We start from the raw sequence: 17308 nt of genomic DNA on the forward strand, positions 1-17308 counted from the left end.
TGGATTATGGCAGAAGAAACGATCTATCTAAAAGAAGTCCTGGAGATTATGCGAACTCCGAATTCCGAAGGAAAAGCGGTGAAATTCGATATTTCCGTGCGCACTTTTAATCGAAATTCCAAAACCGGTGGCACATTAAATAGCTACGAAAATGCAAAACTGGTGATGAAGGAAAAAGGAATGGATAAGGATAGTATTTACGCCTTACAGCATTTCAAAAAAACCAAAACCCCGAAGATTAGAAAGAACCCACAGCACTTCGAAAATAAGACTCGAAATATTCGCCTGGAGAACGGCGAGGTTAAGAAAATCCACATTCGCTACATCATTTCATTCAACGGCAAAAAAGTCATTTATTAATGAGCAATCTTTACGAACATAACCACATTCATTTTGGCACCGGTACACAGGCGACATTTGTATTTTCGGGAAAAGGAAACCACACAAGTGCTCCAATAGAAGAGACCGGAATCAGTACAACCGGTAAGATTGTAAAATGGGGAGATGACAATCAATATCCTAAGAGATTCCTGGACGTAGTAAAGAAAAATGGTGCAGCAGGATCCAGTTATCGATTTAACCGTGCAGCACATTATGGCCAGGGATTCCGATTAATGAAATCGACCGATAAAAATGGAAAAGAAGATCGACAAATTGTATCGCTAAATTCAGAACCAGAGATAAGAGCCTTCTTCCGTAGAAATAAAATCCATCGTGTTTTTACAGAGATTATAACAGATCTCGAAACTTTTGATCTTGGATGGCCAGAGTATATTTTGACCAATGATTATTCAAAGATCTATTCACTTCGTAGGCTTCAAACGGCAAAAATGCGATTTGAAAAAATAAACCCAAAAACAGGGATTATTGAAAACTCCTATTTCTGCCATAATTGGAAAAGTACAACTTCTGCAGATAGCGAATATGTTAGTAAAATTCCGGTAATCGATAATTACTGCAGCGCTGAAGAAGTAAAAGAATATTGCAAGCGAAATAAAGTTCACAAATTCACGATGCCGATATTTTATCCGCTTATCGATGAAACATACTACCCGGAACCATCGCACCATTCAGTTTTCCGTAACGGCTGGATGGAAGTTGTAAATGCCATCCCAGAATATAAAAAACACTTCTCTGAAAATCAATTGAACGTGAAGTATATGGTGTATATCTCTGAGGAATACTTCAAAAGAACGTATGGTGATGATTGGGATAAATTCGACACTACTAAGAAAATGGATATTCGGAAAAATCTTAAAGATGCCATTGACGCTCATCTTGCAGGAAATAAAAATGCCGGTAAATCCATACAATCTACAGTCTTTAGGGATAACAATAATAATTGGGTTAAAGGTATCGAGGTTGTGCCGTTAAAAGATGAAAATAGCAGCGAAGGAAAAGGCCTTCTAGACTCCTCTGCAGGTAACTCAGAAATCATGTCGGCAATTGGTGTGGATCCTAATTTAATGGGAGTTGGTATTCCTGGAGGGAAATTAAACGGAGGATCCGGCTCTGATAAGCGCGAAGCGATGAGCATTCTAAATAGCCTTTTCAAAACCAAACGAGAAACCACACTCGATATCTGGAGACTTCTTCGTGATTATAATGGATGGGATGAAAATCTAGAAGGTGACTTTGCCGTGACTAATCTTACTACTCTGGATAAGAATCCAACCGGAACCCAAAACGAGATCTAATTATGTTAGTTAAGAATATTGAAACCATCAAAAAATACGCAATTGTAAATTACAATTTCAGCTTTCAGGTGATCGAAAGCCAGTTAAGAAAACAAGAGCGAAAACACATCCTTTCTGTAATTGGCAGGGAACTCTATAACTCCTGGAGCGATGCAGATCCGGAAGAAGAAACCGAAAAAGAAGTTTTTGATTTGCTTCAGGAAGCTTCAGCTAATTTGGCTTTGCTAAGCTATACTAAAGTAGGGATTGTGAGCTCTAGCGATGGCGGTTTACATATTTCGATGTCTCAAAATTCGAAGCCTGCAGAATGGTGGCAGATTAAAGATCTTCGAGTAGAACTTTTGAATTCCGGACTAGAAGCGATCGACCAGGCGCTCGAGTTAATGGAAGCTAATCAGTCTAAATTTGAAAGCTGGACAAATTCCGATCAATACACCATTTTTAAAGAATTACTATGTAGCCAAACGGCACATTTCCAAAATTACTACGATATATCTAAAAGCCGTCTCACCTTCCTCGCCTTACGTCCATTCTTGCGAAAAGTAGAAAAACAATTTTTTGAAGGTCTGTTGGGAGCTGAGACGCTTTTACAAATTAAAGAGGGAAATTCTGCTGAAGAAAAGAAAGCCCTCGAAACTGCACGCTGGGCACAAGTATCATTGTCTATTGCTGAAATCGCGAAAGAAGGAATTTTCGAATTATCTTCTCGAGGCCTGTTTACGGTTTTCGAAGAAATCCCCGGAATGAACAGAACCAAGGCAGATCAGGTAGAACTCTTAAAACTGGAACAATCTAAAACCAACGAAGGAAATGAGATCTTAAAAGATCTTGTCCGCCATCTAAAAAAGTTCCCACAAATATTCCAAGATTATGATCAGCGAGAAAACCAAAAAATAACCAATCCCGTGATTAACGGTAAATCCATTGTAAGCTTTTAATTATGGCAAATGCTAAGAAACCATCGATAAATATTTCTGGCAAAAGAAATATAAATCCCTCCATTAATCGCCAAACTGAAGTTACAGCAGAAGATTTTGAGGAAATTGCACTGATTCTAACTGATCATGCTGATTTAATTGATGCTGCCAATTTAAATCCTGAAAAGTTTTACAAGTTTCATACTTCGCTGGCCACGTTGTCTGCAGCTCGCCCTAATGCAGAGGAAAATGGCTGGGCTGTGATCATACCCACCAATGGAAATGCACAATTTGTGGCCACTTTTGAAAACGGACAATGGATAGCTTCAGAAAATGAAGCGCCGGTTCAATTCTTTAATAGCATTGCCGATCGTCCCGACGAAGGTCAAGAAGGTATTTTTTACATTGTTAAGGATGAAAAAATTATTTATCTGTGGTATAACAATAAATGGAATGGCTTTGGAAAAGATGGAAATAATGGTCTAACAGCTTATCAGGTTGCTGTGTCTCGAGGATTTGTAGGAACAGAAGATGAGTGGCTGGAAACTCTAAAAGGAAAATCAGCTTTTGAAATTGCTCAGGCTAACGGATTTCAAGGTACTGAAGCAGAATGGATCGAAAGCCTTGGTGGGATTCAAGGAAAATCAGCGTATCAGGTTGCATTAGATAATGGATTTGAAGGAACAGAATCGGAATGGTTAATTTCTTTATTAGGCCCCCAAGGAAAATCAGCTTATCAAACTGCTTTGGATAATGGCTTTGAAGGAACCGAATCAGAATGGTTAACATCTCTAATTGGAGGTAAAGGAGATCCCGGCCTATCAGCTTATCAAGATTGGCTATCTAGAGGTAACCAAGGAACATTTGAAGAATTTCTGGAAACTCTTAAAGGTCCCGCTGGTGATGTAACTGCTGCCCAACTTGAAACAGCAAAGCAAGAAGCTATTAACGAACAGAAAATAATTACGGTTGCAGCAAGTCGTGATTTAGCGGACACCGATCACAAAGCAATTCTTTTGATTACAGCTTCTTTAACGCTAACTAATCCAGGGAACTTAAGAGCAAATTTCACTTGCGATATAGACGTAACTAGTACCGGACAGGCGACAATCAATGATACTGCTGGTGATGGAAGTACTTTAGACTTCCCTGGAGGCAAGATCCTTGAATTTAATAAAATGGGAACTATTTACAGGAGGCCAGATGATGCTAGATTAAGAGGTAAAGGAGAATTTATAGAATAGAAAGTTATGGGATTAAGAAGAACGGTTTTTGGTGAAAATTATTATTCATCACCATATAAAATCAATGACCTTCGAGCATCTGAAATTTATGGTGTAGCAATTCGATTAAATTTTACAATTCCTGAAGGAAACTTTGAAAAGTTCAATGTTTATGTAAATGATGCATTATATGATGAAATTTATTATTCAGGAGATACAATTGTATTGATGGATCCATTGACTACTTATGATATTAGAATTACCCCAGTTGGTGTAGTACAAGGAGAACTTGATAAATCAAATCGTATTATAGTAACAACTTTAGAAAATAATTATTCTCAAAGCTATCATCCAAGATATGAGGAGCGTTTGGATTATGCGATCGCTCACAAAATACAGATACCTAACGAATCACAAAGATCTATAGATAATCAAAGGGTAACCGAGCTAGTAAATGAAGGATTATTAGATGAATTTGACTTCTTATACTATTTCAAAAATAATTATCCAAACATAAAGGCAACAAGTTGTTTTTACACTCTTAATTGGGTTGATCCTACGAAATATCGCTTAAACAATCCAGATAAATTAAAAGAGCCAAGATATTATACAAATCAAGGTTATAAAGCAACTGCAGAAGAAAGGGAGTTTTTTCAAAATGGTTTTGTACCAAACATTGATGCTAATAAATTTTTAGTTGATGATTACTGTTTAATCTACAAAACATTTGATTTTGAAATATCTTCAAGTTTTACAAATATTCATGTCTTTGGAAATTATGAAAGTAGTAGTAACAATTTAATGGTATCTAGATCAAGTGGGAACTTGACAGTTTTAGAGAGTGTCCCATCTATAGATAGATTTGATTTAAATGAAATGTTTTTTGTTTTTGGAGATCAAAATGGTAAGAGAATTTATATGAATAATGTTCTTGAATATAGCGGATCTAGATTAGATTTTTCTAACGGAGACCATGAAATTCTACCTTTAGGTGTTTACGCTACTAATGTAAATGTAAAAATCGGACCAAATGGGAATTTAGGTTGGGAATTAGTAGGAATTGGTAAAAATTTAGAAAATAAAAGAACTGAACTTTACAATATATTTAATTCATAATTATGATAGTTAGAAGTAAAAAACCTTTAATAATTGATTCGAGGTCAGGAACAAAATCTGTAATCGCTTTACAGATTACAGGATGGACGAAAGAATGCAAAAATAATCGCTACAAAGCAGAAGTTTCAGATTGCACTGTATCCAATATTGAAAGACCTATGGCTGGAGACCCTTTAAAATCATATAAACAATTCAATTCAAAAACAGTATACTATTCCAATGATGAGATAGATGCTCTTTTTTCACAAATAGGAGAAAGTATCACACCTGAAATGAGTTACTCCGAAAAGCAATCTGAAATTATAGCAAAAGCCCTTCTTAGTATCACTCAAAAAACCCCGATCTATGGTAGTTCTAGTGAAGACTGGGAACTTGTCGATGAAACCTCAGAAATCCAACTTTCCGAAACATAACCCTCCTGTCCTTTTTTTAAAATCATTGGGTTAAGACTTTTACATTATAAATCTGAACCCAATGAATCTCTCAAATTTTAAATCTTGGTTTTCTGAGTTCTTCAGTAATATTGGCCAATTACTTCTTTCATTTTTTTTAATCCTCGTAGCATTCGCGCTTTTTATTCCCTGCTTGATTGCTTCCATTATTTGGAAAGTAGTGGTTTCTATTTCAAAAGAAAATCGAAAAGCTCGAGATATTATCTCAGGAACCAAGCAATTTTTTTTAGCGATCGCAATTGCCCTCGATCAACTTGGTAATGTAGCCTTTGGTGGTTTCTTTAATTGGTTGTTTCTAAAAGACCAGGAAGGATTGTACAATTTCGGTGCAGCCCACGAAACCATAAGTGAAGTTTTAGGATGGAATCTTTATCTCGAGCATTTAAACCAAAAAGGAAAATATATGGTTGCGCTTCTCGATTGGATCGAAAAAGATCATTGTATCAAAGCGATGAGATCCGGCATCGAAACGGCACAATTCAAAACTGATCATTGGCAGGATGTTCAGGAATATCAAGTAAACTCAAAACTTTAATAATGAAAACAATTCTTACACTGTTGACTGGGTTCTTCCTAATCACTACCAACATCTTTGCGCAAAAATCAAAAAAAGAACCAATTAAAGATTCGGTCACTATTAGCATTCCGGCTACCGTGGTTTTAAACCACGAAGGTAAAATGCTAATCACCGATCGATATAATAAAAGACATTTTGAAATCGAATCGACCAGGGAAATTTCCCAGGGAAAAGAATATGAATTTATTCTTCAATTTAAAATTTCCGATCGTCAAAAATATCATTGTATCGGCTGCACCGGAATTCTGCCTGCAACTTTAATCGATTTTACGATTACTCCTTATCAGGCTAAACTCGACCAGGCTAGAATTAGGGATGCTTTGCGAAATAAGGGCTATGATAAAAGCCCACGGTATCAATAAATAAGTAATATATATGCTAGCTCTTCAAACTGAGTCACTTTCCAAATTTTCAGAATATGGTTTACCAGGCCTCGTTATTCTCACACTTATAATAGCGGTAGGATATCTCTTTAAAGTAGTTCACGACTACAGTAAACAAGATCGTAAAAGAGCTGATCATTTTGGTGATGCTTTTATGAAAATATCTAGTGATCAAAATGAAACTAATCGAAAAATTGTTGAAGTCACAGAAAAAATGGCCGATCAAAACAAAGTGTATCACGAAGATACCACTCGGCGTTTAGAGGAAATGCCTTCCAAAATTCTAAAAGAATTTGAGTATCGCCAATTACAGCAAGCTCAAAACAACGCTCATACCACCCCTGCCCCATGACTTTAACACCGCTTCAGATTTTTCAAAAAGATCATTGTTTAGATCCGGATGGTGTTTTTGGTCCTAAGACAATTAATGCTATGAGAATAGCTTTTCAATTGACTATTAAGCAAACCGCAAACTTTGCGGGGCAATGCGCGCATGAATCTAATTATTTTAAGCGCCAGTTTGAAAACCTGAATTATTCTTATGAACGATTACTACAGATTTTCTCATACGATCTTGATACTGATCGAAATGGTATTCTTTCTGAAGCTGAAAAACAAGTGGCCAGGATCCTGGCAAGAAAACCGGAGCAAATTGCAAACTTTGTTTATGCCAACCAAAATGGAAATGGTGATGAAGCTTCCGGTGATGGTTGGTTATTTCGTGGTCGTGGGCCATTACAATTAACCGGTAGAAGAAATTACCAATTATTCGCTGATGCAATGAACGATCAGGAAATAATGTGCAATCCGGATCTTGTGGTTACTAAATACTATTTTGAGAGTGCATTATGGTATTTCGATAATAATCATTTGTGGAACGTGGCTAAGAAAACAGATCTCACCTCGATTAAGCAACTAACAAAGCGAATCAATGGAGGATATCATGGTTTAGATGATCGTATTGAAAAAACTAAAAAATTCGAAAGATGGTTAATCGCTGCTTAATAATCGTTTTTATATTCTTCCTAGTTAGCTGCAGCTCCAGAAAAGTCGGGACCCACAAAAAGCAGGAATCGGTCTCTGAACTTCAGCAAAACGATATCAAAACTTTCGAGAATGAGACAATCAAAAGCGATATCCTGCGAATATCTGAAAAATGGGATCTTAACTTCAACCCCAGGGATCCAGCCAAGCCTATGGACATTATCCACGGCCAAGATACACTTAGCACCACTAACGCCGATGTTACGATCAGCAAAGAAAACACCAGAGAGCAGGATAATTCGGTTAGAGAATCTAATCGCGAATCCAGTGATCAATCAAAGAGCAAAAAAGAAAAAGACGTCTACGAAAAAGGAAAAATAACCGATCGACAGTCCTCAAGTTGGGGATTAAATATTGGGCTTATTTTCGGCATTATAGTGGCTATTATATTGATATTTCTACACTTTAAAACAAAGTCTCCCAAAACCTGATTTTTTCTTAATACCTATGCTTTGAAAGGACAGCTATTTTGCTGTCCTTTTTTTATGGTCTCCGGCTAACGTATTTAGCCAAAAATATAAGCATGGGGATCAACTTATCATTAACGGTAAAGCTTCCAAAATCATGGAACGAACTAAGCGAAAAGCAGCTGGGAAAAATTGCGGTGGCCATAGAGCATTTTAGAAAATTCTATGAGCTTTATCCTAAAGAATCAAACACAGCAATTAACAGGCTTTACTCAAGGATCTGTAAGATCTTGCTTAGCTCCAATAATTTCCTGGTTCAATATATAGCCCTGGTTCAAATTCCTCCGGAAGAATATGCTGATCATGTTGCATTTATAAATAAAGAAAACACCAGGACAGTTTTCCCTCAAGCTTTTAGGATTAGAGGTAAAAAACATTTCCCTCCAGCGAATAGGATCCAAAACCTATCGATGGAAGAATTCAGCTTTGTCGATGCACTTTTTTTCAACTGGAGATTAAAAAACGATGCTCGATATCTCGATTTAATTTGTGCTACACTTTATCGTGGTTCAGGGTCTCAAAATCTGGATTATGATATAAGACGGCCTTTTAACAAAGTTATCCTAGAGAAATCAATCAAAAAATGGATAAAAGTTGCGCCGGAAAAGAAGCTGGCCATTGCTTATACTTTTGAAGGTTGCCGCAATGAAATGGTTAAACTATATCCTAATGTTTTCCCGAAACCACCAAAGGAAACGAAGAAAATCAAAATTCAGCAAAAACCACAATACACGCCTTTCGGCCAGCTATTAAACTTCAAAATAAATTTTGACCCTTCTAAGCTCGAGCAAACCGAACGCATAAACATGCACAAGTTTTTGAGCACCTACGAGAATGAATTAATAAACGAGAAAAAGACTAAAAAGAATGCCGGAACTAACCCACAAAATCGTCGTTGATTTTTTTGAAAATATTAATCAGCAATTAAAAGACTTTCCGGAAAAATCATTTTTCCGAATGGATCTGGATGAACTCTTTGGTGCTTTTAGATCGGGGATTAATTTTCCGGCCATGAGTGTAGAATCTCCGGAAGGCGATGGATCTAAATCACTTCCCGAAAATAGTATGATAGGTCGATTCTTTGCGTTCACGATCTGGCAAAGGCCACAACATGGTAACTTCGACCAACAAAACGAAATGCTCGATGAATGTGAGCGCATTGGTATAAAGATACTTGCTCGTATGCGATTTGAATCGAAGAAGCCCGATTCTATTCTTTACAACAAATTCAAAGTTTCGAGTGTAAGCTGGAAACAATATGGCCCCGTATTTAATGAGAAGCTTTACGGTTACAGATTTGAAGGCGCTTTCGAGGGTAATGAATCTTTAAAATTAGATCCTGATGATTGGAATGATATAGCTACCAATTGTCCATAATTGTCTGTCCTTTTTTAAGGGTTTTATAGCTGCCAATTTTGAATTATGGCAGGAGATATTAAAAGCAAAGAGCAAGCGATTGGAAAAAGAGCCGCACAGATGGCCGAAAACTATGTGCACTCGATCCTTAAGCGCAAACTAAAAATTCATAATCAGGGGGATGCCAATAACATTCCCATTCTCGAGGCTACCCGTGTAACTGCCAAAATGGGTACGCACAGATTATTAGGATTAAACTTTACCTCTAGCAAGGTTGGTTTTATGCTTCATTATGGTGCAGCAGGTGTTCGTGAAGGCGGAAATGTTTATTTAAGAGCTTCCCGGTATCAAAAAGGCGAAACGCTACGAAAACCACACCAGGTTAATCTTCCGCAATTTCAACTCTTTGATGATATCTATAAAAAATCCGGGGCACTCGATTACTTACTTGATGCCCTTGGCGAAACCAGAACCGATGATGTAATGGCCAAGATCTCTAACCTGGTATTACAAATTAACACCGAAGATAAATAATGTCTGCAGCTCAAACTAAAGTTTTTAACCTCGCGATTCGTGTAAATGACAAGGAAGTCAAAACCACGATGAATTCTGTTGGTAAGGAGTTACGGGCGCAGCGTGGTTATGTTCGTAACCTGGAGGAAGGAACGGCAAAATGGAACGCAGAAAATAAGAAGCTCGGCGAACTGGAGAAAACTTACGATGGCATGAAAAAACGCCAGCGTGAATTTATTAACCAAACCAAAGAGGGAGAAAAATCCCTCCAAGACAATCGAAAAGCGGTTAATGAATTTGGGGAGGCCTTTGGAAAAGTAACCGGTGGGTTGGTGACAGGCGATCTTATGATGGTGCAGGAAGGTCTCCAGGGAATGCGAGCCAGTATTATTGGAGCCACAAAAGCAGCTGTAGCTTTTATCGCTACTCCATTAGGGATGGTGCTTGCCGGGCTTGCCTTAGCTATTGGAGCCGTTACCCAATATTTTAGAGATTCTGAGGAGGGCCAAAATGCCTGGAATAAAATAAGTGCAGTTACCGGTGTGGTGGTTGGAAATCTTACAGATTTACTTTCCTTTCTCGGGAAAATTATAGTTGATGTATTCTCCAATCCTAAAGAGACCATCGAAGCTCTTGGAAGTTTCATTAAAACCAATATTGAAAACCGAATCACTGGTTTAATTCAGTTCTTTCCAAAACTTGGCGAAGCAATTGACCTCGCGCTAAGTGGGAATTTTAAAGAAGCCGGAAAGGTAGCAGTTGATGCCGTTACTCAAATTACTACCGGAGTAGAAAACTTTACCGATAAAGCAGTAGATGGCTTTAATCGTGCTAAAGATGCCGTGAGCGAGTATGGTGACGAAATGGCCAATGAAGTTAAGCGCCAAATGGAGCTTAGTGATATGGCCGCAAATGCAGATAAGATTGAGCGACAATTAATCATTGATCGTGGCCGTGTGGAAGCTCAGGTGGCAGAAGCAAGAAGAAAAGCCAGGGACGAAGAAAATGTTTCTGCAGAAGAACGGCAGAAAATATTAGCTGAAGCGAAAAAAGCTCAGGACGAACTTTACAATCGAGAAATCGAAGCTGCAGAGATTCGCAGAAAAATAAAAGAGGAAGAAAATACTTTCTCTAATTCCACAAAAGAAGATCTTAACGAAGAGGCTGAGTTAACTGCAAAAGTTGAGCAATTACAGCGAAGAAAAGCTGATGCCGCTCGAAACTTAATGCGCGACGAGCTTCGTGTAACCAATGAGCTTACTAAAGCAAATGAAAAAGCCGCAGCTGCTGAACAAAAGAGACTGGATCAAATAGCAGCACTCGAAGCAGAATATATTAAAAAGCGTGAAGATCGCCTTGCGGATTCTGCCGTTAAAGAAGCAGAACTGGAACAAGAAAGAGCCTTAGAAAAAGCTCGAGCATTAGGAGCGGAACAGGAACTAATGGATCAGATTCGGGCAGAACACCAAATCAAGATCGATGAAGCCAAAGCTGAAGAGGAAGCCAAGGAATTAGAGCGTATGCGCTCTTTTGATGAGAAACGTCGAGAGTTGGAAAACGAGCTGGAACTTGCACGTGCTGAAAGCGAAGCTGAAAAAGAAGAGATCCGAAAAGCTCAGGAATTAGAAAAGGCAGAGCTAGAATGGGAAAAAAAGCTCGAAGAATTCCAAAAAGAAATGGAATTCCTGGAAATGACCGAGGAAGAAAAAGCCAAAGTCGAGCAAGCAATTAAAGAATCTCACGAAGCGACAATTAATGGCATACATGAAAAGTGGAAGAATAAGGAGCTTAAAAAGGAAGAAGAAATTGCACGGGAGAAACGCAAGCTATGGAATGGTTCTTTAGATGCTGCAATTAATCTTGCTGGCCAAGAAACAAAAATTGGACAAGCGTTATTATTAGCAAAACAATTGCTAGCAGCCAAAGAAATGGCGGTTGAACTCGGTTTGTTTCAATCTAAAATGAGCTTAAAAGCTGCCGAAGCTACAGGAGATATTGCAGCCGGAACGGCTAAAACTGCATCTGTAGGTTTCCCGCAAAACATCCCTTTATTAATTGGATTCGCAGCTCAGGTTGTTGGTATTGTCGGAGCAATTAAAAATGCTGCGAAAGCTAAAAACGAAGCTAAAACCACAGGATTTTTTAACGGTGGACCAACCGGTGCAAATGGTTTAGGATTTATTGATGATTCTGGCCACGAGCCTGTGGGATACGTTCATAAAAATGAATATGTAATTCCGGAGATCGTAAGAAAAGATCCTGAAATGCCTCAGATCGAAAAGTATATAGAGAATAAGCGAAGAAAGAAACTTGGCCTATTCTATGATGGTGGCCCTACTTCTATGGAAGAAACAAACCCGATAAATTCAGGTAACGATTATGCAGCATTTATAGCAGCAATAGATCGATTATTAGAACGCTTGGATATTCCTTTAGAAGCTTTTGTAAGATAGGATTATGAAACTGAACAGAAACGCCAGGAAACTCAAAAAAAACTCAATAAAATAAAATCTAAATCTAAGATTAAAAATGGCAGATAATCCACATGAAGGTTACGAATTAGGACTAAATCCAAGAAGTCTTTCTATTACCTATAAAAAATTTTCAGGAGTAATTCCAAATGAGATAGTGGCTTTATTGTGGCGATACACAGTCGAGGATAATATTGAAATTCTTGATGCACCTCAATGGCTTTTTATAATACTTGAAGAGATTTGGAGATTAGACAGTGGCAAAATAGGAAGATCTGATTATAAAATCGCTATAAATGAAAATATAGCTAACAACCTGGCGCCTGGAAATTATTCAGCAGATATTAAAATAAGAGGAACAGTCTCCAGCAATTTACTCTTAGGAGGTAGATCTTTAACATATACACTTCAGGTAAATTTAACGGTTCTAGAAGGTAGCTTACTAGATATTAGTAGCAGATCTTTCACATTCAATTACCGAAGAGGGCAAAACCCTCCTGCTAAACAGTTTCTAAACATTAAAACTGGAAATAATTGGTCTATTGTTACAGATCAAACATGGCTTAGTTTTTCACAAGATAATGGACAAGGCAATGCTACGATTACCTTAAATGCAGATCCCGCAGGGATTAACAAGACAAGTAATCGAGCTAACTTTATTGTTGATGATGGTAGGTCTAAAATTCAAGGAATTGTCTGGTTGTATGTTTTTGGAAGCAATGAAGAAGCAGATTATCTAAACGTCACAAAATCACTAATCACTTTTTCCGAAAATTATCAAAAACCACCCTCTAGATCCACCACGTTTCAGATCGATGCTTCCATGAATGCAGAAATTACAACCGATGCTAATTGGCTGCAACTATCTCCGAGTAATGTGATGAGTGGTGTTAATCAGATTTCTGTCAAAAGTATTAACACTGAATTATTAGAAATTGGTAGTTATACTTCAAAAATTGAAATTGCAGGTGATGGTTTCGGTTCGGTTTTTATAGATGTGCTTCTAGATATTGTTCAAGAAACGACGGAAGGTTTAGAAAGCAATAAATTATACTTTGCCGATGATCGTAATAAGTTGAAATTAGGAAATGCCGGAAAAAATGCAGAAGCTATATTGAATTTTACTACTGTAGGGACAGTCCAAACCTTAAGATATACGAAACGCGCGCCCTATTTTCAGAACATAGCTAACATCCTTATAGGACAGGAAACGGACACTTTATTAAGTCCCCAAATCTTACCGCCCCTAGATACGCAGTCTTTCTCGCCTGTGATTCCTATTCGGTATGATTTTGAGGTTCTTGATAAAACTATGGGGAATCAGCTTAGCAAGTTAAGAGAAACGTTTTCAAATATTCAATTCCTAAATGGAAAAACTCCAACTTTAGGAAAACTCTCATATATTCCAGAAAATATAACGGTTCCAAAAGATGGTATAATAGCATTTTCAATTCTAACTGATGAGGCCATAGACCAGGCGATAATTACGGGTGATATTCAAACCCAAATTCCCATCTCCAAAACAGGGAAAGTACTAACGTTTATTTTCAATCTAAATGAATATGGATTAAATTCAAAAAACACCTTTCAGATAAGTTTCGGCACAATTAATTTACAGGTAGTTGTTAAACCTTCAGATGCTCCTTCAACTCAATTAATATGGCTCAATGAATGGGATTGCCCTGAAATTTTTAATTGTGATGGTATATTCAAAATTATAGATGAAGAAGAAAGTACTGTTTCTGTAAGAAATAGAGATGGCAAAGAATATAGCACAATTGTGGACATTCAAGAGCCTAAATCATTCGAGATTAACACTGGTAATATTTACAGCGAGAAAGAAGTTGCTTTCCTAGCTAGTGTTTTAAGATCTAAAAAAATCTGGCTAGAACACCAGGGACAACGCTGGGAAGTTCTAAGAGATTTTAGGAGTCTCATAACTTCAGAAACTAGACGATATAATAGAAACTTTGATCTAAAATTTAACTTCGCTTCGAAATGATTTATATTCAAACCGACACCTTTCAGATCGACATTAGTAGATATGGGGTGAGTCTAAACGAAGAAAGTGATTTATTTACAGATAGTGTAAATAAAAATTACTCTTTGCCTTTTACCATAGAGGGGGATGCAGAGCTTCTTAATAAATTAGGTTTATTGCATTTGGGCAATGCCAGTGATGTTGACATTCAAATTCCGTGTCGTTTAATATTACCCGATCGCCATTATAAAGCTAATTTGTTTATTGGCGATATACAGGGAAAAAAAATCGAATGTACCATCACTTATGGTGATGAAGATCTTGCGGTTTATGATATAGAGCTTAAAAATTTACCATGGCCACAAATAATATCGGTCGATTTACCGGTATATGCACGTAATTGCAGCCGTAAATCCTGGCCGTCTACTGCTTTCAATTTCCCTATGGTGTGGAAGCCAAGTATTACAGAAGAGGATAATTATGAGGCTTTTGAAGGTTTCTTGAATAATTTCCAAAACTCGAAATATGTAGAAAATGAGATCGATAATTCAGGAGAAGAACCTAAGTATCTAAATAAAAACGTCATGGCTCCTATGCCTTATCTACTAGAGATTCTACGGTTTATTTATGCCCAGGAAGGAAAAAAGGTATTTGGCGAAGCTGTAGAGCATCCAGATCTTAAGAAGGCACTATATATTCCTGAAAACTATCTGGAAAAATTTAGAGGTAGCGAATATCTGCAATGGTCTTTTTCAGATCCTAAAAGCAACCTGATTAACAATAACAAAGTTTACAGTCTATACGAGCAATTGCTTTCCCCTACCGAAGTTGGTAATTATGAAATTGATTACACTATAAGTTTAGATCCCGTACAGGCTAGGTATTTCGAATTTAAAATATACAGGCAAGACTCAATTACAGGTGAACGATCTATTCTAAAAGAAGCTAAGTCAACAAACAACAGGGTGAAATTAGATGATAAATTTTCCATTACGATAGAAAAAAAAGATATCTATGATAAAATAGTGGTGCAACTTATTCTGGAGAACCAAAATCAATCGATTGCTGATACAAACAATTTCGAATATAGTTTTGAAGGTGGTAGATTAAATCAATTTCCATCTGTTTTTTCTTTGTCAAATTTTGTTCCCGATATGACAGCTGGTGAATATATTAACCTTCTTAAGAATTGGTGGAATCTTGATATAGATGTTCAGGAGCGATTCGTGATAGTTAATTTTGCACAAAATTCAGTTTTAGATAGAAAAGTACGTGATCATTCGCACTTAGAAGACCCAAAGAAGAAATTTGTACACAACACCAATCGTTTTTATAAACTTAGTTATACAAACGGGGAAACTTATTTTTACAATAAAAACGGCCGAGTTTTTTCAAACCTTCTGGATAATGAGGAAGACGAAATAAAGATTGAATTAGATCTACAGCCAGCCTTGGTAGAACCCAACAAGGGAATTATAACGGCAGTCGCTCCTGAAGAATCTAGTGATTTAGATTTTTGTCTTTACGGTGGTCTTGAAAATGATCTTCCTGTTTGTTCCGAAAATCTTAGCAGAGCTCTTTCTTTGGATAATGTTGGATCCAATTTTTGGGAGACCTGGTTATGGTTTAGGATCCACTCCAAAACTTTTAAAGATAGTATTGAATGCTCAACACACGAAATCTACGATATTAAAGAGCTTAGTTTTAAGTATAACGAAAAGCAGATCATAAAAAAAATATCAAAAAAGTTTCAATCTGAAAAAGTTATGAAAGTGGAAGTGGAGAGTGAAGCGTTTTAATATTTTATATTTATCCGTTAGAATTATTATTTTTGAAAAATAACAAAACTTAAATGGGAACATATAATATATATTGTGATGAAAGTACTCACATAGAAAATGACGGTCATCCTTACATGATTTTATCCTATGTAAGTGCTCCGTATCATCTTTTAAAAATGTATAATAAGAGTATTCGTGAGATGAAACTTAATCATTTTTATAAAGGTGAAATGAAATGGAGCTCTCTTTCGAAATCTCAATATCCTCTTTATAATGAAATAATTGATTTCTTTTTCAGCAACGACCTAAATTTTAGAGCAATAATTGTTGATAAAGCAGAATTAAAACACTCTAAATTTCATCAAGACCATAATACATTTTATGATAAAATGTATTACCAATTACTCAATAAAAAATTAGAACCCGACTGTAATTACAATATTTACATTGACATTAAGGACAGTTACTCATACTTGAAGGCTAGAAACTTAAAGAATTATTTAGAACGCGATTATAGTAACATCAGAAATTTACAAGTAATTAGATCATATGAAAGTGAATTAATGCAAATAACTGATGTACTGATGGGTGCCATTAATTATAAACTCAGAAATTTAAATCAAGTTACTGCTAAAAATAATATTATAAAGAAAATTGAAAAACTACTTGGAAAACCTCTAAACGAGAAGACTCCCCCATATGAAAGAAAATTCAATTTATTCTTTATTAAACTTCAGTAAATTATGCCCACTAATCTTATAAAAAAATATGATTCTCATTTAGAAATAAATCATTTACCAGAGGATAAAAGAACTATCTCTTTGAAAGCTATTTTTGATAGAGATATAAACAATGATAAACAAATAACCTTTAGAGATAAAATTATCCGTCCATTGAAGAAAGATGGAGATGTAGACATGGAAGTTTTATTTTCCCATTTAACTAACAGAACCGAAGATACTTACGACGATAAAGGAAATGTAATAAAAAAAAGAAGTGTTTTCGATTTTGAGAGATCTAAAAGGCTACATTGGATTCTTCCTCATCTTAAAGAAAATATAAATGGGGCTGATATAAGGGTATTTAGCTCAAATCATAGGCAAAATGGAAGAAATATAAAAAGAACCTTTATTCATAATTTATCCAAAAATTATGTAATCATCCTGGAACCACAAAGATCCGGATCTGATTATTACTTTATAACTGCATATTATTTAGAAAAAAAATATGGCGGACACAAAACAATTAAAAATAAATACAAAAATAAACTACCCGAAATATATTAAAACGCAAAGTCCGGCAAAGCTTCTGAGGCCGCCGGACTTCGTAA

At 36.4% G+C, this 17308-nt stretch carries 19 protein-coding genes; all 19 read left to right on the top strand.

Annotation, left to right across the window (positions count from 1 at the left end):
• Positions 1-6: 6 nt before the first annotated feature.
• The 19 genes from PBT91_RS14570 to PBT91_RS14660 all read left to right on the top strand — a co-directional run bounded on the left by PBT91_RS14570 (position 7) and on the right by PBT91_RS14660 (position 17264).
• Entirely contained in the window at positions 7-360 is a 354-nt protein-coding gene (locus PBT91_RS14570) for a hypothetical protein (RefSeq protein ID WP_270059189.1), read from the top strand.
• Positions 360-1697 carry a hypothetical protein gene (locus PBT91_RS14575; protein WP_270059190.1) on the top strand — a complete coding sequence of 446 codons (1338 nt, stop codon included), beginning with the start codon at positions 360-362 and terminating at the stop codon, positions 1695-1697. The genes PBT91_RS14570 and PBT91_RS14575 overlap by 1 nt, the downstream gene beginning before the upstream one ends.
• Before the next feature lie 2 nt (positions 1698-1699).
• A complete protein-coding gene (locus PBT91_RS14580; protein WP_270059191.1) occupies positions 1700-2635 on the top strand; it encodes a DUF6712 family protein in 936 nt (311 codons plus the stop codon).
• 2 nt (positions 2636-2637) lie between these two features.
• Entirely contained in the window at positions 2638-3858 is a 1221-nt protein-coding gene (locus PBT91_RS14585; RefSeq protein WP_270059192.1) for a hypothetical protein, read from the top strand.
• 6 nt (positions 3859-3864) lie between these two features.
• A complete protein-coding gene (locus PBT91_RS14590; RefSeq protein ID WP_270059193.1) occupies positions 3865-4953 on the top strand; it encodes a hypothetical protein in 1089 nt (362 codons plus the stop codon).
• 2 nt (positions 4954-4955) lie between these two features.
• Positions 4956-5366, top strand: a complete 411-nt coding sequence (locus tag PBT91_RS14595; RefSeq protein WP_270059194.1) for a hypothetical protein — start codon at positions 4956-4958, stop codon at positions 5364-5366.
• A 172-nt stretch (positions 5367-5538) separates the two neighbouring features.
• On the top strand, positions 5539-5940 hold the full coding sequence (locus tag PBT91_RS14600; RefSeq protein ID WP_270059195.1) for a hypothetical protein: 402 nt from the start codon (positions 5539-5541) through the stop codon (positions 5938-5940).
• A gap of 2 nt (positions 5941-5942) precedes the next feature.
• Entirely contained in the window at positions 5943-6344 is a 402-nt protein-coding gene (locus PBT91_RS14605; RefSeq protein ID WP_270059196.1) for a hypothetical protein, read from the top strand.
• Between the two features lie 13 nt (positions 6345-6357).
• Positions 6358-6717: a hypothetical protein gene (locus PBT91_RS14610; RefSeq protein WP_270059197.1), complete on the top strand. Its 360-nt coding sequence runs from the start codon at positions 6358-6360 to the stop codon at positions 6715-6717.
• Positions 6714-7370: a glycoside hydrolase family 19 protein gene (locus PBT91_RS14615; protein ID WP_270059198.1), complete on the top strand. Its 657-nt coding sequence runs from the start codon at positions 6714-6716 to the stop codon at positions 7368-7370. The genes PBT91_RS14610 and PBT91_RS14615 overlap by 4 nt, the downstream gene beginning before the upstream one ends.
• The gene (locus PBT91_RS14620; protein WP_270059199.1) at positions 7352-7840 is read left to right on the top strand and encodes a hypothetical protein; all 489 of its coding nucleotides are present in this window, start codon (positions 7352-7354) and stop codon (positions 7838-7840) included. The genes PBT91_RS14615 and PBT91_RS14620 overlap by 19 nt, the downstream gene beginning before the upstream one ends.
• Positions 7841-7932: 92 nt before the next feature.
• Positions 7933-8775, top strand: a complete 843-nt coding sequence (locus PBT91_RS14625; protein ID WP_270059200.1) for a hypothetical protein — start codon at positions 7933-7935, stop codon at positions 8773-8775.
• Positions 8744-9253 carry a hypothetical protein gene (locus PBT91_RS14630; protein WP_270059201.1) on the top strand — a complete coding sequence of 170 codons (510 nt, stop codon included), beginning with the start codon at positions 8744-8746 and terminating at the stop codon, positions 9251-9253. The genes PBT91_RS14625 and PBT91_RS14630 overlap by 32 nt, the downstream gene beginning before the upstream one ends.
• A 45-nt stretch (positions 9254-9298) precedes the next feature.
• On the top strand, positions 9299-9766 hold the full coding sequence (locus PBT91_RS14635; RefSeq protein ID WP_270059202.1) for a hypothetical protein: 468 nt from the start codon (positions 9299-9301) through the stop codon (positions 9764-9766).
• Positions 9766-12198 (top strand): hypothetical protein, encoded by a 2433-nt coding sequence (locus PBT91_RS14640; protein WP_270059203.1) that lies wholly within the window; start codon positions 9766-9768, stop codon positions 12196-12198. The genes PBT91_RS14635 and PBT91_RS14640 overlap by 1 nt, the downstream gene beginning before the upstream one ends.
• Before the next feature lie 76 nt (positions 12199-12274).
• Positions 12275-14218 (top strand): BACON domain-containing protein, encoded by a 1944-nt coding sequence (locus PBT91_RS14645; protein WP_270059204.1) that lies wholly within the window; start codon positions 12275-12277, stop codon positions 14216-14218.
• Positions 14215-15996 (top strand): hypothetical protein, encoded by a 1782-nt coding sequence (locus tag PBT91_RS14650; protein ID WP_270059205.1) that lies wholly within the window; start codon positions 14215-14217, stop codon positions 15994-15996. The genes PBT91_RS14645 and PBT91_RS14650 overlap by 4 nt, the downstream gene beginning before the upstream one ends.
• 53 nt (positions 15997-16049) lie before the next feature.
• Positions 16050-16718, top strand: a complete 669-nt coding sequence (locus PBT91_RS14655) for a DUF3800 domain-containing protein (protein WP_270059206.1) — start codon at positions 16050-16052, stop codon at positions 16716-16718.
• A 3-nt stretch (positions 16719-16721) separates the two neighbouring features.
• On the top strand, positions 16722-17264 hold the full coding sequence (locus tag PBT91_RS14660; protein ID WP_270059207.1) for a hypothetical protein: 543 nt from the start codon (positions 16722-16724) through the stop codon (positions 17262-17264).
• Positions 17265-17308 lie beyond the last annotated feature (44 nt).

This window comes from Zunongwangia sp. HGR-M22, from assembly GCF_027594425.1.
In the GTDB taxonomy this organism is placed as follows: domain Bacteria; phylum Bacteroidota; class Bacteroidia; order Flavobacteriales; family Flavobacteriaceae; genus Zunongwangia.